This window comes from Prosthecobacter sp. (assembly GCF_044373815.1).
GTDB lineage: Bacteria > Verrucomicrobiota > Verrucomicrobiia > Verrucomicrobiales > Verrucomicrobiaceae > Prosthecobacter.
The window spans coordinates 1-18803 of the sequence record NZ_JBIPNG010000018.1; the positions used below are offsets into that span (position 1 = coordinate 1).

Below are 18803 nucleotides of genomic sequence, written 5' to 3' on the forward strand. Positions count from 1 at the left end.
CACGATGTCGCCCACCTCCCACTCCCTGGCCCTTTCACCGCCGCCTCAATTCAAAAATGCTTGGCTCCATTCACCCCTCAATAGCAGACCGCGTGCCGAACAGTACTGGCAGGAGTGCCCGTCGATCAGCGCTCTCGCATCGTCCCGGACCCACGCAAGCCCCACCCTGCACGCGACCCTTTTCCATTCTGCAATTCTCAGTTCTTCCATGCTTTGCCACACATGGAAGAATGGACAGTGGCAGAGGCCAGACAGTGCCATGAAACTGTCCGTAGATCGGAGACAGAGGGCGAGTCGAAAGCGCTGGCCGACAGACAGGAGTGTCTGTCGTACTACCGGAACACCACGTCCACGCCCATGGCGCTTTCTTTGGCGAAGCCGGGAATCCAATGCGGCTTTCGCAGGGCGATGACGCGGTAGATCATGGAGAGCACGTGGAGGATGAGCAGGCGGTCGATGAGGCGGTAGCCGCGGCGGCGGCGCATGAGGAGCTCGATGGCCCAGCCGAGGTAGCGACGGTGCAGCCAGAAGGGTTTGAAGTCGGTCTTCACGCGATAGCGGGCACGCAGGCCGCGCTTGGCGTAGGTGGCTTTGTAGGCGCGCTTGGCTTCGCGCAAGCGCGTCTCCATGTCCGGGGTGAACTCGGTGAAGTAGTACTCCCGCGCCATGGCCAGCAGGCGAAAGGTGTCGCGCATGTATTCGAGGTCGGCCACGGGAACTCCGGCACGCGGTGCCAGGGCGATCATCTGCTCCAGCCGACCCATGCAACGTGCGGCGCTGCGCAGGGCGGCCTCCGGCTCCTGCACAAAGTAGCGCAGCAGTTTTTTGACGCTGTGATTGATGAAGATGTTCCCCCAATAGACCTGGAGCAGCGGCGGGATGCGCACGCGGCGGAAGAAGAGTTTTTGCTGCGCGAATTCTTCCACGTAAAGGAGTTCGCGGATGACTTCGTCCGAGTAGCGGAGGAGTTCGATCAGGGCGTCGGCATCGCCCAAGGCGCGCTCTTTGGCAAAGGCGCGCACGGCGTCCTCCACGGGCATGCCGTCTTTAATGATGCGGATGGTGACGAAGGTGTTGAGGTCGATCCAGATGGCTTCGGGATCGATCAATGCGATGCGGCGAAAGGGCACCCAGCCGCCGGTCTGGCACCAGACCATGCAGCCGATGACGTTCTTTGCGTGCTTCAGCTCATGCGCGTAGCGTTCGTATTCCCAGCCGGTGAAGCTGGGGTACTCGCCACAGCCTTCGTACTCGCGCCGCGTTTGCAGCTCAACGATCTTGGCCACGTCGGTGCGGAAGAAGTTCGAATTCAAAGGCAGGTAGCGGAAGAAATCGGACTCGCCGTATTTCATGGAGATGACCAGTGCCGGGCTGGTGAGGCCTTCGAACACGCTGGTGAAGGTGCGGCGGTGCCACATCAGATCGCCGATGCGGTACGCTCCCACGGTCCAGGTGCGGAAGATGAGGCGGCGGGTGTGCTTCTCGCACACGGGCAGCAGATCGAGCAGCAGCTGGCGCGCCTGTGCGGGCTTTTGGATGACGAGTTCGCTGCGGAATTCATCGTGCACGCCTTTGCCATCGGCTTCGCCAATGCGCAGGATGATGCCTGCCACCTGCGGGAAGCTGGTAAAGAAGCCATCGAGCAATTCGGCGAGGTAGTCGTTCACGCCGCGCCTGGCTTCGGTCATGCGTTGCCGGAGTTCCGGCGTGTAGGTCATCACATCCATCGTGAGATGCACCTGCAGGCCGCGCGTGGTGAAGATCTCGAAGCAGCGGGTGAATTCTTCGCGGTAGAGGGCGATGCGTGCACGCAGCTCCGGCTCCAGCCAGACGTGATCCGCCAAATGCGTCACGTCATCAAGCGAGATGGCGTTGAAGCCCCAAGCCGCGGCTTGATCGGCGAAGCGCGTGATGTCCTCCCGCACCTGTGCCCACCAAGCATCCGCAGCGGCGTCGCGCGTCTTTGGCAGATGATGCCAGGGAATCTTGGACCAGTTGATCGTACGCACGTCGTGCCCGCGAAAGAACGGGCCGATGGCGTCGATGAGGTGGAGTGGTTGCAAGCGCCGCGAATGGAAGCACGCGGGGGCGGGATGCAAGTGACGATGTACGGTGGGAACCGGGCTGCGCGCGGTTTACTTGACCCGCGCCTTGAGGATCTCGCGGAAGGGCTTGCCGTCGAGGCTGAGGTCTTCGAGCACGGCGCGGCCGTTGAGCACGCGCACCTCGGCTGTGATGCCCTGGGTGCTGCGGATGTTTTCCGCGAACCACTTGTCGGCCTCGGGCGCGAGCTTTTCGTTCACGTAGAAGCGGTCGAAGGGCCAGAAGATGTCGGCCTTGCTGTTGTACACGTAGCCTGATTTGACACGGAGGTACTCGCCGCTGGCGGGAGGCGTGAGCGAGAGACTGGTGATGGTGGCAAAGCCATCGGCACCCGTGGTGAGCACCGCGTAGACTTGTGCGCCATGCTTCAACTCCATGCCCGCTGTCACGGGAGCCTCGCTCTGGTTTGGACGTAAGGCGAGGTAGCGGCCCCGCAGCGGATCGTAGGGATCCGGGGCGGTGCATTTGAGTTTGATGAGCGTGCCTTGAGTGAGCACTTTTTCATGCGTCCAGATTTGAGACAAGGGTGCAGCCCACTGCGCCAGCACGACGATGCCGAAGATGAGGAAGGGAAGCGTTTTCATACGGCGGCGGATTGTTTCAGTTTGAGCAGGCGGCTCATGAGGATGTTGAAGGCGAGGAAGGCCACACCGACGCCGATGAAGGCCACGCCTTTGGCAAGGAGAGAGAAGTGGCTGTCCGCCATGCGGGCGATGATGAGCACGGAGAGCAGCGTGGCCCCGAGGCGCGGAGCGCCTTTTTTACCGGCAAACTCCAGCACAATGAGTGTGATGCCAATGGCGGCGAGATGCAGCATGGCGAGCCAGGAGAGCAGCGTGCCGTAGTTCTTGTCCGTGTTCTGAACGAAGGGGCAGGCGATGAGAGGCAGCAGGGCCACGGAAGCGATGGACAGCACCGCCCAGCGTTTGCGTGCCACAGCCATGAGCACGAAAGCCGCGAGCACCGTGAGCAGTCCCCAGCACCAGGGCAGTTGCAGAGCATGCAAAGCGCCCCTGATGATGTCGTCGCTCACATCATGGAAGGTGATGGCCACGCCATAACCGAGCAGCCAGAGCGCACCGAGCTCGACCTGCGGCTTGCGGCGCAGGGGTTCTTCGATGCCGTTTTGATTGAGCGGAAAGAGAGCGAATGCGGCGGCCGTGAGCGTCCAAAGCCAGAGGAAGCTTTGAGCGTGGTCACTGAAGAAGCCGATGCCTGACTGGCTAGCAAAAACCGCCGCGCTGCCAAAGCCGAAGATGGCACTGATCGTCATCACCCAGCGCATGGAGAGCGAAAGCGGTGCCTGGTTTTTCCATCCTGGCCAGCAGGGCAGCAGACCGAGCAGCAGCAGCGGATAGATCAAAGGACTGTCAAACCACGGGCTGCCGCGATCGACCTGACTCACGCTCCAGACCGCGATGGCGATGAGATAAAAGATGGCCACGGCCTGCGAGCGCAGCACCCAGACGAGCGGGAGGCTGAGCATGAACCACCAGAAAAGGAAATCCGGCCATTCGCCGCCGAGATTGTAAATCTGCGAGACCAAGGCGATGCACGCGCCGGTGGCAAGAGCCTGCAGCAGCGCAGCCGTTTCGCGCACCCAGGCCGAAGAAGCCGCGCCACGCTGCAGCACGCGGAAACTGAAGAGCTGCGTGAGCAGCAGCGGCAGAAATGCAAAGAGCAGCCGCACGGGCCGCGAGAAGTCATCCCAGTTGTAGCCGATCACCGCGATCAAGCCGCTGCCGATGAGCAAAGCGCCGAGTGCGCCCATCACGATTTGCGCCGCTCCCGGCTGGGAGTCATCCACTGCATGGCGTACACGCAAGGTGCGTGCTGCGTCGGGGGTAAGGATCCCCTCTCGTTCCCACTGCGGGAGTTGTTCGAGGAGCCAGCGTTGATGGGAGGTGTTCATGGGCGGAATAGTACCGAACCGAGTGTGTGCCGTTCATCGCATGAAGGCGAATCGATTAACTCGATGGATTGATTGGCGGAGGTGATGGGGAGTCAACACACCGCCGTCGGGCTCTGCTGCGGCCCGGGAGCGCGCACCAAGATCAGGCTGAGCACCAGGCCGATGAGGCCTCCCAGCAAAGCGCCTCCACCGGCGCCCACGGCGATGGGCAGGCGCCAGTCTTCGACGTTTTCGAAGGCAGGGGTGGCGCGTTCCTGGATGGCGACGTAGTCGGACGCTGAATTGAAGACTGATTGTATTTTCTCGACCTGTTCGAACAGCTTCTCATAAGCCAGCTTGTCCGTTTCGAGTTTTTCCTGCAACGTCTTCAATTCATCGAGGGAGGCTTCCCTGCGATCCAGGTCTTTTTCGATGTCGCGGATTTCTGATTCGATGGCTTCAAGCTGGGTTTGCAAGGGCGCACGGGAGGAGGCGTCGTTTGTCATCGGCTTGATCTTGAGGCGGAGGTCGTCGCGCTGGTTGCGCTGGGAGTTGAGGCGCGGCACGAGCCGCTCCAGGTCTGATCTGACGCTGAGCGTGCCTGCCCCCTGAGCACGCGCTTTCTCCAGTTTCTCCGCAGAGTCTTCCATGGACTTCTGCCGTGTGACCACCTCTTGAAGAAATTTCTGGAGCACCTTGCCCTGCGCCTGCTCGCGGACGCTTTGGCGGAAGGAGATGAACTCATCGAGCAGGGCATCGAGAAAGATCCTCGTGTATTTGGGTTCGGCCCCGGTCGCGAGGATGTTGAAAATGGCGCTGCCCTTGGTTTGAGCGACACGGATTTCCACATCGCTGTCTTGGAGATCAGGATTCAACGCTTTCACACGCTCCATGGCGCGGCGTTTCATTTCAGCGGACTCGATGGTTTCGATGATCGTCCCGTAGAAGTCCTGCTGCTGCTCACGCCAGATGATGCTGTCATTGAAGACCATCTGGCCACCGGCAACGAGCTTGGCCAGCGAGCGGAACTCCTGTGGCTTTGTAGTGATGCGGCGGGCTTGAAGGACTGTGCCGATGCTTGCGCCAACGAAAGCGCCGCCCAAGATGATGATGAGTCGGAACAGAATGCGTGAGGTGGACATGAAGAAAGGTAGCTTCAGTCCGTTGTGTCATAAGGGCGGAAGGGTGACAAGATAATTCCGGAGCTTAGGAAATCGAAAGAGGGGAGATCAGGATGATCCCTCTCTTAACGAAAAAGCCCAAGCCTTTCGGCCTGGGCTGAATCGGAAACCGCACACGGTGTATGCGGACCACTTCGCGAGGGGCGGTTACTTCGCCTCGGGCTTGATCTTGCCTTTCTCTTCGAGCTTGTGCTTGAACTTCTCGGTCTTGGGATCAACGACGGCGCGGACGTAGCCCTGGTTGGGGTGGAGGGCTTTGAAGTTCTGGTGGTAGTCTTCGGCGGGGTAGAATTTCTTCAGCGGGGCGATCTCGGTGGCGATGGGGTCTTTCCATTTCTTCTGCACTTCGATCTTGGAGGCTTCGGCGATCTTGTGCTGCTCTTCACTGGTGTAGTAGATGGCGGAGCGGTACTGGCTGCCGTAGTCGTTGCCCTGAAAGGCGGTGCCTTTGGGCATGAATTTGCCGTGGTGCTCGCCGTCTTCCTTGGTCACGCTGGTGGGGTCATGCGCATCCCAGAAGAGGTCGATGATTTCCTTGTAGGTGACGACTGTGGGATCGAACTCGACCTTGATGACTTCGGCGTGGCCGGTGTCGCCGGTGCAGACGTCTTCATAGGTGGGGTTTTCGGTTTTGCCGCCGGCGTAGCCGCTGACGACATTCTTGACGCCTTTGACGAGAAGGTACTGAGCCTCGACGCACCAGAAGCAGCCACCACCGATGATGGCGGTTTCAGTTTTGGCGGCGTCAGCGGCAGAGGAGGTCGGGGCGAGGGAGGCCATGAGAAAGAGAGTGAGGAGGGTGAGCGCGGTTTTCATGGGTTAGATACGAACGAGTTGGGTCGGAGAGTCAATCATCCGTCCTGTGAGAGGCGAAACTTTCGGCGGAATTCCCGAAAAGGGGATGAATGGCCGCAAAGAGTCGCAAAAAAGGGGCAAAAAACCAGAGCAGCGGAGTCTGATACTTTTTTGCGTTTCCTGGCGGTCATCTATACTCTGCTCTCATGGATGAACTTTCGACTCTCTGCGCCCGGGTGGGCGAAACCAAGCTGCGCGACATGGTGACGGCGTTTTACCGGCGGGTGCGGGTGGATGATGTGATCGGCACGATGTATCCGCCGGATGACTGGGAGAATGCGGAGAAGCGCCTGGCGGACTTCATCGTCTATCGTTTCGGCGGGCCCCAGACCTACATCGAGGAGCGCGGGCATCCGCGTTTGCGCGGCAGGCACATGCCGTTTTCCATCGGGGAAGCAGAACGTGACCGCTGGATGAAACTGATGGGTGAGGCGATGACCGAGGTGGCGGTGCCGGACCCCGAGGCGCCCATCATCAGTACGTTCTTTGCGCAGGTGGCGGACATGATGCGGAATCGTCCGGGCTGAATCGCTGCTTGTCAGGCGGGGTTGTCGCAGGATGATAGCCATCCCATGGAAAAGACCCCTGTCCTCATTCTCGCTCCGTTGCCGGATTTCCTCATGCAGCCGCTGCTGGCGGCGCATGTGTGTCATGATTACTTCCATGCGGAGGACAAGGCGGCGCTGCTGGCACAGGTGGGGGCGGAGATCCGCGGCATCGTGATGGCCGGGGGCAGTGTGTCGCCCGTGCCATTGCTGGAGCAGCTGCCGAAGCTGGAAATTGTGAGCGTGTTTGGCGTGGGGTATGACGGGGTGCCGGTAGACTGGTGCAAAGCGCATGGCATCCGCGTGACGAACACGCCGGACGTGCTGACGGAGGACGTGGCGGACACGGCGAGCGCGCTGGTTTTGATGACGAGCCGGAAGCTGATCGCGGCGAATCGTTTCCTTCATACGGGTGCGTGGACGATGGGAGCATTCCCGCTGGCACATGCATTGCATGGCAAGCTGGCGGGCATCGTGGGCCTGGGGCGCATTGGCAAGGCTATTGCTCATCGGCTTGAGGCGCATGGAATGCGCATCGCCTATCATGGTCGCACGAAACAGGAGGTGAGCTGGGAGTATGCGGACTCGCTGGTCGCGCTCGCGCAGAAGGTTGATTTTCTGATCGTGGCCTGCCCGGGTGGTGCGGCGACGAAGCACCTGATCACTGCGGAGGTGCTGGCCGCACTGGGCACGAAGGGCACGCTGATCAACATCGCGCGCGGTTCGGTGGTGGATGAAGCGGCGCTGATCGCGGCGCTGCAAAACAACACCATTCGCGGGGCGGGGCTGGATGTGTTTGAGAATGAACCCCATGTGCCGGAGGCGCTGATGCAGTGCGAGAACGCGGTGCTGCTGCCACACCTGGGCAGCGGAACGCATGAGACGCGTGCGGAGATGGCCCGGCTGGTGGTGGAGAACCTGGCGGCGCACTTCAGCGGCGCAGCGCTGCTGACGCCCGTGTGCTGAGGTGTTCTTTGTAGGATTGCCTGTTCGTTTTGGCCGATTGCCTGCTTGCCCTTCAAGCTTGAGCCACTATTAAACTTCATGGGCAAAATCATTCTCGGAGCAGTTCTCACCGCCATGGCCGTCTTCGGCTGGGAGGCGGTGTCCTGGACAGCCCTCGGCTGGCATCAAAATGGATTTCGGGCGTTTCGTGATGAATCCAAGGTGGCAGAAGTGATCAAGGCCAATGTGACTTCCGGCCATGGCATTTACATGCTGCCTGCCATGGGTGAAGCGCCGAAAATCGCCACCGCTGAAGAAAAGAAAGCCTTTGAAGCAGAGCAGCAGAAAGCGATGAAGGACGGCCCCTACGTCTATGCCATCGTTCGTCCGGGCAAAGCAGATATCAGCATGGGGATGAACATGACTTTGAGCTTCATCCGCTGCCTGATCTGCGCCTTTTTGATTGCTGCGATGCTTTCCCAGACGGCGTTGTTCTATCCGGCGCGCATTGCCTTCGTGGCGGCGGCAGGATTGTTCGCCGGCCTGACCGCCGACCTGCCGATGTGGATCTGGTTTGAAAATCCGGGCCGCGATGCGGCGGTGAACATCGCCGATCACTTGATCGCCTGGGTCATCGGCGGTGCCGTGCTGGGCATCTTTGTGGGCAAGGACCCGGTGGCGGAACGCTGAGGCAGGTGCTCTTCTGAAGTACGATAGGCACTCATGCCTGTCGGCGAGCGCCCACTCAATCTCCCCGGCTCACCCAAGTCCCACAAACCGACCGACGCATGCGTCAGCCTGCCGGAGAGCGGCACGAAAAGCCAGCTCGCAAGTTGAGGGTGTTGGCGGAGCGCTGGCCGACAGACAAGAGTGTCTGTCGTACTTCAGATCACGCCGCTGGTCTTCAGCACGGCCTGCGCCACCTCTTCGGGTGTGACGAGGGTCATGCAGTTGTAGTGGCCAAAGGGGCATTCGCGCTCAAAGCAGGGGCTGCACTCGATCTTGTGCTGGATGACGGTGTGGCGATCACCGAGCGGGCCGGTTTCAATCGGGCAGGTGGAGCCGAAGATGCTCACGGTGGGAATGCCCAGCGCCGCCGCCAGATGCATCGTCCCGGTGTCATTCGTGAGCAGCAGCTGGCAGCTACGCAGTTTGGCGATGAGCTCGGAGAGCCGTGTTTTTCCCACGAGGTTTTCATGGGGTGCTTGGAGCATGGCGGAGAGCTTTTCGCCCATCTCCTTCTCCCCGGGTGCCCCAAAAAGCTCCCAGCGGAACTGGGAATGCTGTGCGGAGATTTGATTCACCACGGCGGCAAAGCGCTCCAGCGGCCAGCGCTTGGCGGGTCCGTACTCGGCACCGGCACAAACGCCAACGCGGATGGTGCCATCCGTCGAGACCGCCGGTGTTCCGGCGTCCCACACGCCGGGCTGCTCGATGTCGGCGCCGATGCCCTTGGCGATGCGCAGGTAGCGGTGCGCATGATGCTCCTTGCTTCCTTTGGCCGGGCCGCCCTTGATGATCTGATTGAGCAGCTTCGAGCGGAAAGAGCCTTTCACCCCGACGCGGCGGGGGATGCCTGCGAGCCAGATTTCCAAGGTGCTGCGGGTGGAGTTGGTGCAGAACACGGCGGCATCGAACTTCACGCCTGTGGCCTTGATGCGCTTGGCCACGGCGAAGAGGCCTTCCTTGGCGGGCTTGCCGATGTAGCGCGAGACTTCAGGCATGGAGAGCCACAGCTCCTCCAGTTTGTCCGGGCCGAGAATGGTGATCTTCATGTCCGGCCGGCCGCGTTTGATGGCGCGCACCATGGGGAAGGCCATGCAGGCGTCTCCCAGCCAGTTGGGACTGCGAATGAGCAGCTCAAAGGGCTGCAGGCGGCTCATGTCGTAGCCGGTGGGAAAGGCCACCCCGCGACGATATTCTGCCAGCAGGAATCTCGGCTTGGGCAGCTTCCAGCGGTTGTGCACCCAGAACCAGCTGGCTGGCTGCTCGCGGATCAGTTTCTCCACGGCGGCATTGATCGCCAGGGTCAGGCCGTCGGCGTTGGGCTGCGATTCATCGGCTTTGACCTCCGGTGCGCAGACCAGCCGCCAGCGTGCCGGGCCGTCATTGTAAACCATCATCGGCAGCACCACCGCATCCGTGCGGATGGCCATGAGCGCTGCTATAGTGGTGGTGGAGGCCAGGCGGTCGAAGAACGGACACCACAGGCCGTGATCTCCGGCATGCTGATCCACCAGCACACCCACCTGACCGGCTTCGCGCATGAACTTCATGGGGGCATTGAACCCGGCCTGCCGGTCAAACAGGGCATACCCCAGCTTTTCACGGCGGCGGAGCACCAGGGCATTGAGCCAGGGATTGTGCAGCGGCTGATAAATGGCGCCGGCCTGGTGACCGCGCACATACATGGATGGCACCTGGGTCAGGATTTCCCAGCAGCTGGCATGCAGCACCAGATTCAGCAGCGGACGTTTGCCATTGTCGTAGGCCGCCTGCGCGCGCTCGATGCCTTCGGACCGCACATGCTTGCAGATCGCAGCCTCGCTCATCAGCGGCAGTTTGAAACCGCAGAGCACGTTGGCGAACAGGCTCTTGAAGTGCTCATAGGCGAGGGCCTTGAGTTCGGCGGGGGATTTTTCGCGGCCAAAGGCGATGTGCAGGTTGTACAGCGCGAGGCGGCGGTATTTGCCAGCCAGCAAATAGGCCACGGTGCCCAGCACCCGGCCGATAAACCACACCACGATGAGCGGCAGCAGCCACAGCACGCCTTCAATGCACCGGAACAGCGCGTAAATCACCCACTGCACGGTGCGCGTGGATAATCTGGCGGATTCTTTGGCGTTGCCCATGTGGCTTCCTTTATGCCGCAACGCTTCCGGGCACGCAACCGATCATGCGAGATCAGCGGGGGCGGCTTCGTTTGGCGTGGCATGCACCGCTTTTTTCTCCTGCTCCTGACCTGCTGCCCGCTGCTGCATGCAACCGCCGCGAAGCCGAACATTGTTTTCATCATGGCGGATGATCTCGGCTGGGCGGACGTGGCGTTTCACGCTGGCAGCGCGCCCACTCCCACGCTGGACAAACTGGCCCGGGAGGGCCTGGAGCTGACGCATCATTATGCCGCACCCGTGTGCAGTCCCACGCGCACGGGATTGATGACCGGGCGCTGCTGGAGCCGCTTTGGCGTCACGACCCCGCAGAGTGAACGGGCGCTGCCGTGGGATACGGTGACGCTGCCGCGCGCGCTGAAATCCATGGGCTATGAGACCTGCCTCACGGGCAAGTGGCATCTCGGTTCGAAACCCGCGTGGGGACCGAATCACTTTGGCTTTGACCACAGCTACGGCTCGCTGGGCGGCGGTGTCGGGCCGTGGGACCACCATTACAAGAAAGGCGAGTTCACCGAGACGTGGCATCGGGATGAAGAGCTCATCACGGAATCCGGGCATGTGACGGACTTGATCGCGAAGGAGGCCTGTGACTGGCTGGCGGCACGGAAGGACGCGCCGTTTTTCCTCTATGTGCCGCTGACGGCGGTGCATCTGCCCGTGAAGGAACCGGAGGAGTGGTTATCCAAAGTGCCTGCGGGCATCACCGGTGCGGTGGCCCGGCAATACGCCGCGTGCATCATGCACATGGATGCTGCGGTGGGGCAGATCGTGGCCGCGCTGGAAAAGAGCGGGCAGCGCAGCAACACGCTGCTTGTCTTCACCAGCGACAACGGCGGCAGCACCGCTGAGAACAACGGTCAGGCCTATCCCGCTGATGATTATGCCACAGGCCCGCTGCCGGGAAACAACCTGCCGCTGCGCGATGAAAAGGGCAGCGTCTATGAAGGCGGCACGCGTGTGCCCTGCCTCCTGAACTGGCCCGGCACGCTGAAACCCGGCACGCACGACGCACCGGTGCAGATCATCGACTGGATGCCCACTTTCTGCGCTCTGGCCGGATTCAAACCGGCCAAGGATCTGAAATGGGACGGGGTGAACCTTTGGCCACAACTGGCCGAAGGAGCGCCACCGCCGCCGCGCACGCTCTACACCGTGGGCCCCAACTTCAAGTCACGGTCCCTGCGCTGTGACCCCTGGAAGCTCGTGGTGCAAGGCACTGCGGGGAAAGAGAAATTCGAACTCTATGACATTATCGCCGATCCGAATGAAACCAAGGACCAGGCCGCGCAGCAACCTGATGCGCTGGCCACGATGAAGGAGCGGCTGAGAGTCATGGCACGGGTGGATCGCGATGCGGTGGTGAAGGACTAAAGTACTCACGAGCTAAAGCTCGTGAGTACTTTACAAAAAACGGGCGGTGCCTGCGCACCGCCCGTTGAAGAGAATCACTGTTTTGAGAAATCCTATTTCTCCACCCAGCGGACGGCTTCCATGAGCAGTTCGCGAGCAGAGGCGAGGCCGAGCTTCTGGCGGATGTTGGCCTTGTGGGCGTCCACCGTCTTGGCGCTGAGGGCCAGCTTTTCGGCGATGCTGTGGGAGTCGAAACCACGGCCCACCATCTCGAAGATTTCGAGCTGACGGTCGCTGAGCATGCGGGCGGGTTCGCCACGGGAACCGCCGCGAGGGCCGCCACCGGAGACGATGCTGCCGAGCAGGGAAGCGCTGAAGAAGAAGGAACCAGCGGCCACCTGACGGAGACCCTGAAGCACGCGGGTGCTCGGTTCACCCTTCATCACATAGCCCATGGCACCGGCGCGCAGGCAGCGCTCCGCATACACGTTTTCATCGTGCATCGAGTACACGAGAATCTGCATGTTTGGATGGCTGGCACGCAGCTTTTTGATGAGGTCCACACCGCTGCGGTCCTTCAAGGTGATGTCGAGCACGACTACGTCGGGCTTGAGTTTGGCGATCTGCTGGAGAGCGGTATTGGCGTCTTCAGCGCTGCCGATGACCTGCATGTCTTCCTGCTGGTCGATTAGTTTCTTAAGCCCTTCGATAACGATAGGGTGGTCGTCGAGTATATAGATTTTGCTTTTCACGGTTCAACTAGAAGACTCATTTTCAAAAGAATGTCAAGCCGACGTTCTTAAGAAACTTTGAGCGAGGAATGCACTCCATTGCATTTCAATGTTTGAGAGCATGGTCATTTAAACCAAAACACACCCTCCGTTCAACCTTAAAGCCGGGTTTCAGGGCTTAAAAAGCCACCCCAAGATTCCCTTCTAGTGGCCGTCATGCAGACACACGCCATGAAACACCGCATCCATTCCGACGATATCGCGATTGGTTTTCAGATCGCTCCCATGATCGATGTGGTCTTCGTCATCATGCTGTTTTTCATGGTCATGACGGGTTCCGTGAAGGTGGAGCGTGAGCTTCGTACCTGGCTGCCCAACCCCGGAAATCCGGAGCAGGCCGTCCAGTTCCCTGCGGAAGAGATCACCATCGGCATTCTCGAGGATGGCACGGTGACGATGAACGAGGAGGCGTTTGACACGCCCACGGACAAAGCCCTGCCTTTGCTGACCAAGAGCCTGCGCCGTGCATCGGAGTCCTCCACACGGCAGCAGCAAAAGGTGCTGGTGACGATTCAGGCCGAAGAGGAGGCGAGCTATGAGCGAATCATTGATGTACTCAATTCGCTGCATCAGGCGGGGATTCAAAACGTGACCTTCACGGTCGGCAACGACCCCCTTTGATCTCCGCCGACAGGCTTCTGCCGCAGCGCGCGTTCTTTGCGCATGTCTCGCTGCTTTCTCTTCCTGCTGCTTTCAGCCAGCGCCTTCGCCCAGCTCGCCAACAGCCCGCCGGTGCCCCAGTGGCTGGCGGCACCCGTGGGCGGCACGACCTTCAACCAGACCGTGAAGCACGAGGGCAAGCTGCTCAAAGCGGTGCTGCTCACGGCCAGCGATGCCACGGTGGAGATCTTGCTCGATGGCAAGAGCATCGCCACCGTCAAAGCCGCAGAGACCGCGACCGGCACTGACCTGACACAGCAGCTCGGCGATGGCAAAGCGCATCAGCTCGGCCTGCGTGTGCCCGGCAAAGCGAAAACCGCCGCGCGGCTGGAGCTCAATGGCGACCTCGCTGCGGTGCGCTGGATCGCCACGGATGCTTCTTGGCAGAATGCCGTGGTGATGGGAGCGACTGATGCCGATCCGGCCACGAACCCCTTCGACTTGAAGAAGACCTTCGACGCTTACAACTCCTGGCAGCTGGCCAAACCGGGCGCGCAGAATCTGGCGACCGATCCCGCCACACTCACCTTGCCCCTGGGATTCAAAGCGGAGCTGATCCGCTCCGCGCAGCCCGGTGAAGACTCCTGGGTGTCGATGGCGTTTGATCCGCAGGGCCGCATCACTCTGGGCAAGGAGAAGAAGGGCCTCATTCGCCTCACGCTCAGCGGCAGCGGGGATCAGAAGGTGGAAGTCATCGACGACGAACTGCTGGAATGCCGCGGCCTGCTCTATGCGCATGGCTCGCTCTTCGCGAACGCCAACAACTCGAAGGCGCTCTACCGCCTCACCGACACGAATGGCGACGGCACCTTTGACGAACGCAAAGAACTCGTCCGCACCGAAGGCGGCGTGGGTCATGGCCGCAATCACATCAAGCTCGGCCCCGATGGCGACATCTATGTGGCGCATGGCAACAACGTGCTTCTGCCGAAGAACCTCGATCCCGAATCGCCGCTGAATAACTACGCGAACGATCAGCTCATTCCGAACCCGTGGGACAGCAGCATGTTTGACGGCAACGTCGAGCTGCCCGCCGGCCACATCCTGCGCGTGAAGCCGGATGGCAGCAAGGTCACACTCCTCGCAGGTGGTTTGCGCAACCCGCTGGACATCGCTTTCAATTCACGCGGCGATCTTTTCACCTTCGATGCGGACATGGAACGGGATGTGGGCACGCCGTGGTACATGCCCACGCGCGTGCTGCAGATCGTGCCAGGAGGTGACTATGGCTGGCGACGCGGCACGGGGCGTTTCCCCGCGTGGTATGCGGACACGCTGCCGAGTGTGATCGACATCGGGCTGTCTTCACCGACGGGAATTTACTTTGGGTATGGAGCGGAGTTTCCGCAGAAGTATCAAGACGCGCTCTATCTGCTTGATTGGAGCTACGGACGCATCCTCTCGGTGCATTTTGGCAGCACCGTGACGCAGGAAACCTTCGTGGCAGGCAGGCCGCTGAACGTCACCGACGGCTGCATCGGTCCCGACGGAGCCATGTGGTTCACCACGGGTGGACGTGGGACTCAGAGCGGACTGTATCGTGTGACCTATGCAGGCAACCGGCCTCGACAGGAAGCAGTCGCGGCAAAGCCACAAGGCGCCGCCTTGTCAAAACACGCCGAGCGCATGCGGTTGGAAAGCCAGCCGGTCAGTAAATGGCGAGAGCAGGCGCTGCACTCCAAGGACATGAGCGCTTTGCTGGCCCTTGCGCGTGTGGGTCAGTCCAGCGATCTGCCTGCCATTCTCGATGCCGTTTTGAAGGCATCGCCTGCACCGACTTTGGATGCCCTGCGGGTGATCGCGGTGGTGATCGCACGACACGGAGCACCGGATGAAGCACACCAAAAGCAGCTCATGGCTTGGGTGGCTTATCCTCAATCCGATACCTTCCTCAACCGCGAGCTCTGCCGCCTGCTGGTCTATCTGAAATCCCCCACGGTCATCGAGAAAACAATGCCTCTTCTCCAAGCAGCCACGACTTCGGAGGACTTGTTGTTTTACCCCTTCATGCTGCGCTACCTCAAGGACGGCTGGACGCTGGAGCAGCGGAAGGTCGCGTTTGAGGCGCTGAACAAGGCGGAGAAGATGAACGGGGCCTCGACCTTCTTCAAAGCGATCAGCGACACGCGCAGCGAGCTGGCGGCGGCGCTGAAGCCGGAGGAGGCCACGCAGCTCGCAGCGGTGATCTCGCCGGCGAAGCCTGCGGTGCTTTCCGCGCATGCGCTGCCGGGGCATTCGTTCAAGAACTGGACGCTGGAAGATCTGACCCCATTGCTGGTGAAGATGGATGCCAAGACGCGCAGCCGCGACAGCGCGAAGGATGCGCTCATTCGTGCGCAGTGTGTGTTCTGCCATAAGGTGAGCAATGATCCGGCGCTGCCAGCGGGCGTGTTTGGGCCGGACCTCGTGCAGGTGTCCGCACGCTTCAATCGCCGCGATCTGCTGGATCACATCTTGAACCCCTCCAAGTTCATCGACGAAAAATTCCGCTACGTGACGGTGAAGACAAGCGATGGCAAAACGATCACCGGCAGTCTGGAAAGCGAGGACGATGAGCGCGTGGTGCTGCGGCCGAATCCGCTCGCTCCTGAGAAGAGCGAGATCGCGAAGGCGATGATCAAGGAACGCAGCGTGTCGGAGATTTCGCCGATGCCGCCGGGCTTGCTCAATTCGCTGAAGGCGGAGCAGATTCTCGATCTGCTGGCGTGGTTTGAGACGATGCGCTGAGCGGCGAAAGTTGACACTTCACGCCACGCCCCCATACTTGTGCCATGTCCTCCCGCTCCAATGCATCGCTGCTGCCGCGAATCGCGCGGCTGGTGATCGTGGGGACGATCTGTCTGTCTCTGGGTCTGCACTGGGCCCTGCTGCAGGGAGTCGCGTGGGCGGGCATGCTGGTCTCCTTTGCCAGCGAAGGCACAGTGATGGAGGCGGTGCAGAAAACCTTCGATGGGCAGCATGGCTGCCCACTTTGCAAAAAAGTGAAGGAAGGCCAGTCCAACCGCAAGCAGCCGCAGCAGGCGGGACAGTCCATGCAAAAGATCAACGCCGTGCTGGTGGAGGTCGCCACTCTGGTCGCACCTGCAGGAAACACTTTCTCATTCGTGCCGCTGCACGAAACGTTGGTGCAACGCACCGAACTGCCAGAGACGCCGCCGCCAAGATGCGGCAGCAACAGCCTCTCCTCTCTGGTCTGAGCACCACAGACGCACCCACCGCGTGAACTCGCAGGCAGGTGCGCCTGGCTTCACGCCTCATCACCATCGTGGCCTCCCCGTGCCCGCGTCGGAATGGGCATGGGCATACACTCGTCATCCCAGACAACGCGCACCATCACGCCCTGACCGGACACTCATGGCGTGAGGACTTCATTCATGTGCCCTGTTCCATTTTTTCAATCATCACTCATGCTTTCCTCTCTTTTTCTAAAGCGCATTTCCCGCATCAGGCTTCTCGCGGCAGTCTCTCTGCTTGCCGTTTCCACGGTCTATTCTCAAAACACACCTGCCCCGCAAAAGGGCGGGCCCAAGGTCAAGGCCAGGCCCGCCTCCACACCCGCAGAGCTCGCGCGCCAGGAGTCCAAGGAGCTGCCGGAGATCATCATCACCGCCCAGCCGGACTCCTACCTGGCACCGTATGCAAACACGACCACGCGTTCGGAGATTCCGCTGCGCCAGCTCCCGCAGTCCGCGCAGGTCATCACGCGAAAGCTGATGGACAACCAGCTCTCCCAGAACCCGGGGGATGTGGTGAAAAACTTCAGCGGGGTCGTCGGCAACGACACGCGTGAGATCAACAATGTGCAGTATTACATCCGCGGCTTTCAGTCGGCCCCCTACCTGGACAACTTTCAGCTCTACTACCCGGGACCGGCAGCCGAGACGCTGATCAACACGGAGCGGGTGGAGGTCGTCAAAGGACCCACGGGCACCATGTTTGGCGGCGCGGCAGGCGGCCCGATCGGAGGCTTGCTGAACTTCGTCTCCAAGCGTCCTGAAAAAGAGGCGCACTACATGATGGGCATGAACGCCGGAAGCTGGGGCTCCTATGGCAACATCTGGGACGTGAACCAGCCGCTGGATAAAAACGGCCGTGTGCTGTTCCGCATCACCGGAGACGTGCGCGAGACACGGGACGTGAATCCCTACATCAAAGGGCATCTCACCAGCTTTTTCCCCACGCTGGCCATCTCGCTGAGTGATGACACGATCCTCACGCTGCGCGGACGCTACTCCGACCGCTCGCAGACGGACTACAGCGGCCTGCCTGGCACCGGGACGGTGAATCCAGCCAGCTTCAGTTTCAACCGCTACACCATCTTTCGCGCTGAAGGCCAGCCAGCGACCACATCAAAAACGCGCAGCCTGAGCGCCGAGCTGAAGCACAGCTTCAACAGCGACTGGAACTTCATTCTCGAAGCCAACTTCATCGACATGAACTTTGACCAGTTCTCGGTGTTTCCCAGCTTCTTTGTCGCTCCGTTCGGCACGCTCTATCCGGTGGACACCGGCACGCTGCTGCAAAACATGCACTCCTTTGCCTTCAATGCGCGGGTGAACGGCAAGTTTGAAACAGGTGCTATCAAGCACAGCCTGACCACGGGGATGGACTTTGACCAGACCACCGACAACGGCGTGATGCTGGTGAACCCGGTCTTTGGCATCATGGACGTGAGCAATCCTGCCTACCCGGCCTGGGCAGGCGGCGGCCTGCCGTTTGCCGACCAGCACAATGACTACCAGACCATCGCCGGTTTCCTCCAGGATCAGGTCACCTTCGCGGAGAAGTTTCACCTCATGGGATCCGTGCGTTACAGCCAGTTGAAGGTGCACGATGTGGACACCGCCACCGGCATTGACTCCCGTTTGAACGAGCACCGCGTCACCGGCAGGGCGGGAGTTTCTGTGGATGTCACAGAGTGGATGACCGCCTTTGCGGGATGGGGCCAAGGTTTCCAGGCACCGGTGGGCGTCCCGATCGCGGGCCCCAAGAAAGTCATCGAAGGAGAGCAGTGGGAGGCCGGCTTCAAATTTGAGGTCAGCAAGACCCTGCAGGGCTCGCTGGCGTGGTTTCACAACGAGCGCACCAATGTGCCCGTCTCAACCGGACTGCTCAGCGTGCAGTCAGGCATGCAGCGGGCCCAGGGCATCGAGGCGGACCTCATCTGGAAGCCCCTCTCAGAGGTCAGCGTGCTGGTGAACTATGCCTTTCAGGATGCCCGAATTGTCTCGGACACGACGCTGCCTTCAGGCAACCGCTTGGCGCGCATTCCGCAGCACTCAGGCCGCATCGCGGTGCGCTATGACCGCAAGGAAGGTCTGTTCCGTGGATTCGGCATGGGGTTGGGAGTCACGATGGCAAGCTCCCGTGCGGGCGATTCAGCCAACACTTTCTCCACACCTGCCTACGCCACGGTGGATGCGCAGCTCAGCTACACGCGCGGCCCCGCATCAGTGTCCGTGGGCATTCAGAACCTCTTCGACGCACGCTACTACCAGCCGCAGGCATTCCTGGGCGGAGCAGTGGCTCCCAACGCGCCCTTCAACGTCTTCTGCCAGGCCACGGTGCGCTTTTAATCTCAACGCCTG

The 18803-nt window shown here is 60.8% G+C and carries 15 protein-coding genes; 8 read left to right on the forward strand and 7 right to left on the reverse strand.

Features of this window, described 5'->3' with window-relative positions; all coding sequences use genetic code 11:
- Positions 1 to 332 precede the first annotated feature (332 nt).
- From ACIREA_RS02875 to msrA, 5 genes are all read right to left on the reverse strand, one after another.
- A complete protein-coding gene (locus ACIREA_RS02875; protein WP_397380360.1) occupies positions 333 to 2063 on the reverse strand; it encodes a hypothetical protein in 1731 nt (576 codons plus the stop codon).
- A gap of 72 nt (positions 2064 to 2135) precedes the next feature.
- The gene (locus ACIREA_RS02880) at positions 2136 to 2687 is read right to left on the reverse strand and encodes a GDYXXLXY domain-containing protein (RefSeq protein ID WP_397380362.1); all 552 of its coding nucleotides are present in this window, start codon (positions 2685 to 2687) and stop codon (positions 2136 to 2138) included.
- Positions 2684 to 4015 (reverse strand): DUF2157 domain-containing protein, encoded by a 1332-nt coding sequence (locus ACIREA_RS02885; RefSeq protein WP_397380364.1) that lies wholly within the window; start codon positions 4013 to 4015, stop codon positions 2684 to 2686. Before ACIREA_RS02885 ends, ACIREA_RS02880 begins: the two co-directional genes overlap by 4 nt.
- Positions 4016 to 4107: 92 nt before the next feature.
- Positions 4108 to 5136, reverse strand: a complete 1029-nt coding sequence (locus tag ACIREA_RS02890) for a hypothetical protein (RefSeq protein WP_397380366.1) — start codon at positions 5134 to 5136, stop codon at positions 4108 to 4110.
- 186 nt (positions 5137 to 5322) lie between these two features.
- The gene (gene msrA / locus ACIREA_RS02895) at positions 5323 to 5991 is read right to left on the reverse strand and encodes a peptide-methionine (S)-S-oxide reductase MsrA (RefSeq protein ID WP_397380368.1); all 669 of its coding nucleotides are present in this window, start codon (positions 5989 to 5991) and stop codon (positions 5323 to 5325) included.
- A gap of 185 nt (positions 5992 to 6176) precedes the next feature.
- Between msrA and ACIREA_RS02900 the strand changes: the two genes are divergently transcribed.
- The 3 genes from ACIREA_RS02900 (at position 6177) to ACIREA_RS02910 (ending at position 8210) form a co-directional block, all read left to right on the forward strand.
- Positions 6177 to 6557, forward strand: coding sequence for a globin (locus tag ACIREA_RS02900; RefSeq protein ID WP_397380369.1), 381 nt, complete (start codon positions 6177 to 6179; stop codon positions 6555 to 6557).
- A 45-nt stretch (positions 6558 to 6602) separates the two neighbouring features.
- Positions 6603 to 7541 carry a 2-hydroxyacid dehydrogenase gene (locus tag ACIREA_RS02905; RefSeq protein WP_397380371.1) on the forward strand — a complete coding sequence of 313 codons (939 nt, stop codon included), beginning with the start codon at positions 6603 to 6605 and terminating at the stop codon, positions 7539 to 7541.
- Positions 7542 to 7619: 78 nt separating this feature from the next.
- A complete protein-coding gene (locus ACIREA_RS02910) occupies positions 7620 to 8210 on the forward strand; it encodes a hypothetical protein (RefSeq protein WP_397380373.1) in 591 nt (196 codons plus the stop codon).
- A gap of 194 nt (positions 8211 to 8404) precedes the next feature.
- On the opposite strand, the gene waaF is transcribed toward ACIREA_RS02910, so the two are convergent.
- Complete coding sequence (waaF, locus tag ACIREA_RS02915; RefSeq protein WP_397380375.1) at positions 8405 to 10372, reverse strand: lipopolysaccharide heptosyltransferase II; 1968 nt, start codon at positions 10370 to 10372, stop codon at positions 8405 to 8407.
- An 81-nt stretch (positions 10373 to 10453) separates the two neighbouring features.
- Here waaF and ACIREA_RS02920 point away from each other — a divergent pair, with 81 nt between their 5' ends.
- A complete protein-coding gene (locus ACIREA_RS02920) occupies positions 10454 to 11785 on the forward strand; it encodes a sulfatase-like hydrolase/transferase (RefSeq protein WP_397380377.1) in 1332 nt (443 codons plus the stop codon).
- Between the two features lie 92 nt (positions 11786 to 11877).
- Here ACIREA_RS02920 and ACIREA_RS02925 read toward each other — a convergent pair whose 3' ends face one another.
- On the reverse strand, positions 11878 to 12516 hold the full coding sequence (locus tag ACIREA_RS02925; RefSeq protein WP_294396957.1) for a response regulator transcription factor: 639 nt from the start codon (positions 12514 to 12516) through the stop codon (positions 11878 to 11880).
- A 210-nt stretch (positions 12517 to 12726) separates the two neighbouring features.
- Between ACIREA_RS02925 and ACIREA_RS02930 the strand changes: the two genes are divergently transcribed.
- The 4 genes from ACIREA_RS02930 (at position 12727) to ACIREA_RS02945 (ending at position 18791) form a co-directional block, all read left to right on the forward strand.
- Positions 12727 to 13176 carry an ExbD/TolR family protein gene (locus ACIREA_RS02930; RefSeq protein ID WP_397380379.1) on the forward strand — a complete coding sequence of 150 codons (450 nt, stop codon included), beginning with the start codon at positions 12727 to 12729 and terminating at the stop codon, positions 13174 to 13176.
- 42 nt (positions 13177 to 13218) lie between these two features.
- The gene (locus ACIREA_RS02935; RefSeq protein WP_397380381.1) at positions 13219 to 15942 is read left to right on the forward strand and encodes a hypothetical protein; all 2724 of its coding nucleotides are present in this window, start codon (positions 13219 to 13221) and stop codon (positions 15940 to 15942) included.
- A gap of 44 nt (positions 15943 to 15986) precedes the next feature.
- Positions 15987 to 16412, forward strand: coding sequence for a hypothetical protein (locus tag ACIREA_RS02940; RefSeq protein ID WP_397380383.1), 426 nt, complete (start codon positions 15987 to 15989; stop codon positions 16410 to 16412).
- 210 nt (positions 16413 to 16622) lie between these two features.
- The gene (locus ACIREA_RS02945) at positions 16623 to 18791 is read left to right on the forward strand and encodes a TonB-dependent siderophore receptor (RefSeq protein WP_397380384.1); all 2169 of its coding nucleotides are present in this window, start codon (positions 16623 to 16625) and stop codon (positions 18789 to 18791) included.
- The last annotated feature ends 12 nt before the right edge of the window (positions 18792 to 18803 follow it).

What these genes read in the sequence shown, in the direction of transcription:
- ACIREA_RS02900 (WP_397380369.1), top strand. Translation starts at nt 6,177, where the DNA reads ATGGATGAACTTTCGACTCTCTGCGCCCGGGTGGGCGAAACCAAGCTG.
- ACIREA_RS02940 (WP_397380383.1), top strand. Translation starts at nt 15,987, where the DNA reads ATGTCCTCCCGCTCCAATGCATCGCTGCTGCCGCGAATCGCGCGGCTG.
- ACIREA_RS02880 (WP_397380362.1), bottom strand. Translation starts at nt 2,687, where the DNA reads ATGAAAACGCTTCCCTTCCTCATCTTCGGCATCGTCGTGCTGGCGCAG.
- waaF (WP_397380375.1), bottom strand. Translation starts at nt 10,372, where the DNA reads ATGGGCAACGCCAAAGAATCCGCCAGATTATCCACGCGCACCGTGCAG.
- ACIREA_RS02935 (WP_397380381.1), top strand. Translation starts at nt 13,219, where the DNA reads ATGTCTCGCTGCTTTCTCTTCCTGCTGCTTTCAGCCAGCGCCTTCGCC.
- ACIREA_RS02890 (WP_397380366.1), bottom strand. Translation starts at nt 5,136, where the DNA reads ATGTCCACCTCACGCATTCTGTTCCGACTCATCATCATCTTGGGCGGC.
- ACIREA_RS02905 (WP_397380371.1), top strand. Translation starts at nt 6,603, where the DNA reads ATGGAAAAGACCCCTGTCCTCATTCTCGCTCCGTTGCCGGATTTCCTC.
- ACIREA_RS02885 (WP_397380364.1), bottom strand. Translation starts at nt 4,015, where the DNA reads ATGAACACCTCCCATCAACGCTGGCTCCTCGAACAACTCCCGCAGTGG.
- ACIREA_RS02945 (WP_397380384.1), top strand. Translation starts at nt 16,623, where the DNA reads ATGCTTTCCTCTCTTTTTCTAAAGCGCATTTCCCGCATCAGGCTTCTC.
- ACIREA_RS02930 (WP_397380379.1), top strand. Translation starts at nt 12,727, where the DNA reads ATGAAACACCGCATCCATTCCGACGATATCGCGATTGGTTTTCAGATC.
- msrA (WP_397380368.1), bottom strand. Translation starts at nt 5,991, where the DNA reads ATGAAAACCGCGCTCACCCTCCTCACTCTCTTTCTCATGGCCTCCCTC.
- ACIREA_RS02920 (WP_397380377.1), top strand. Translation starts at nt 10,454, where the DNA reads ATGCACCGCTTTTTTCTCCTGCTCCTGACCTGCTGCCCGCTGCTGCAT.
- ACIREA_RS02910 (WP_397380373.1), top strand. Translation starts at nt 7,620, where the DNA reads ATGGGCAAAATCATTCTCGGAGCAGTTCTCACCGCCATGGCCGTCTTC.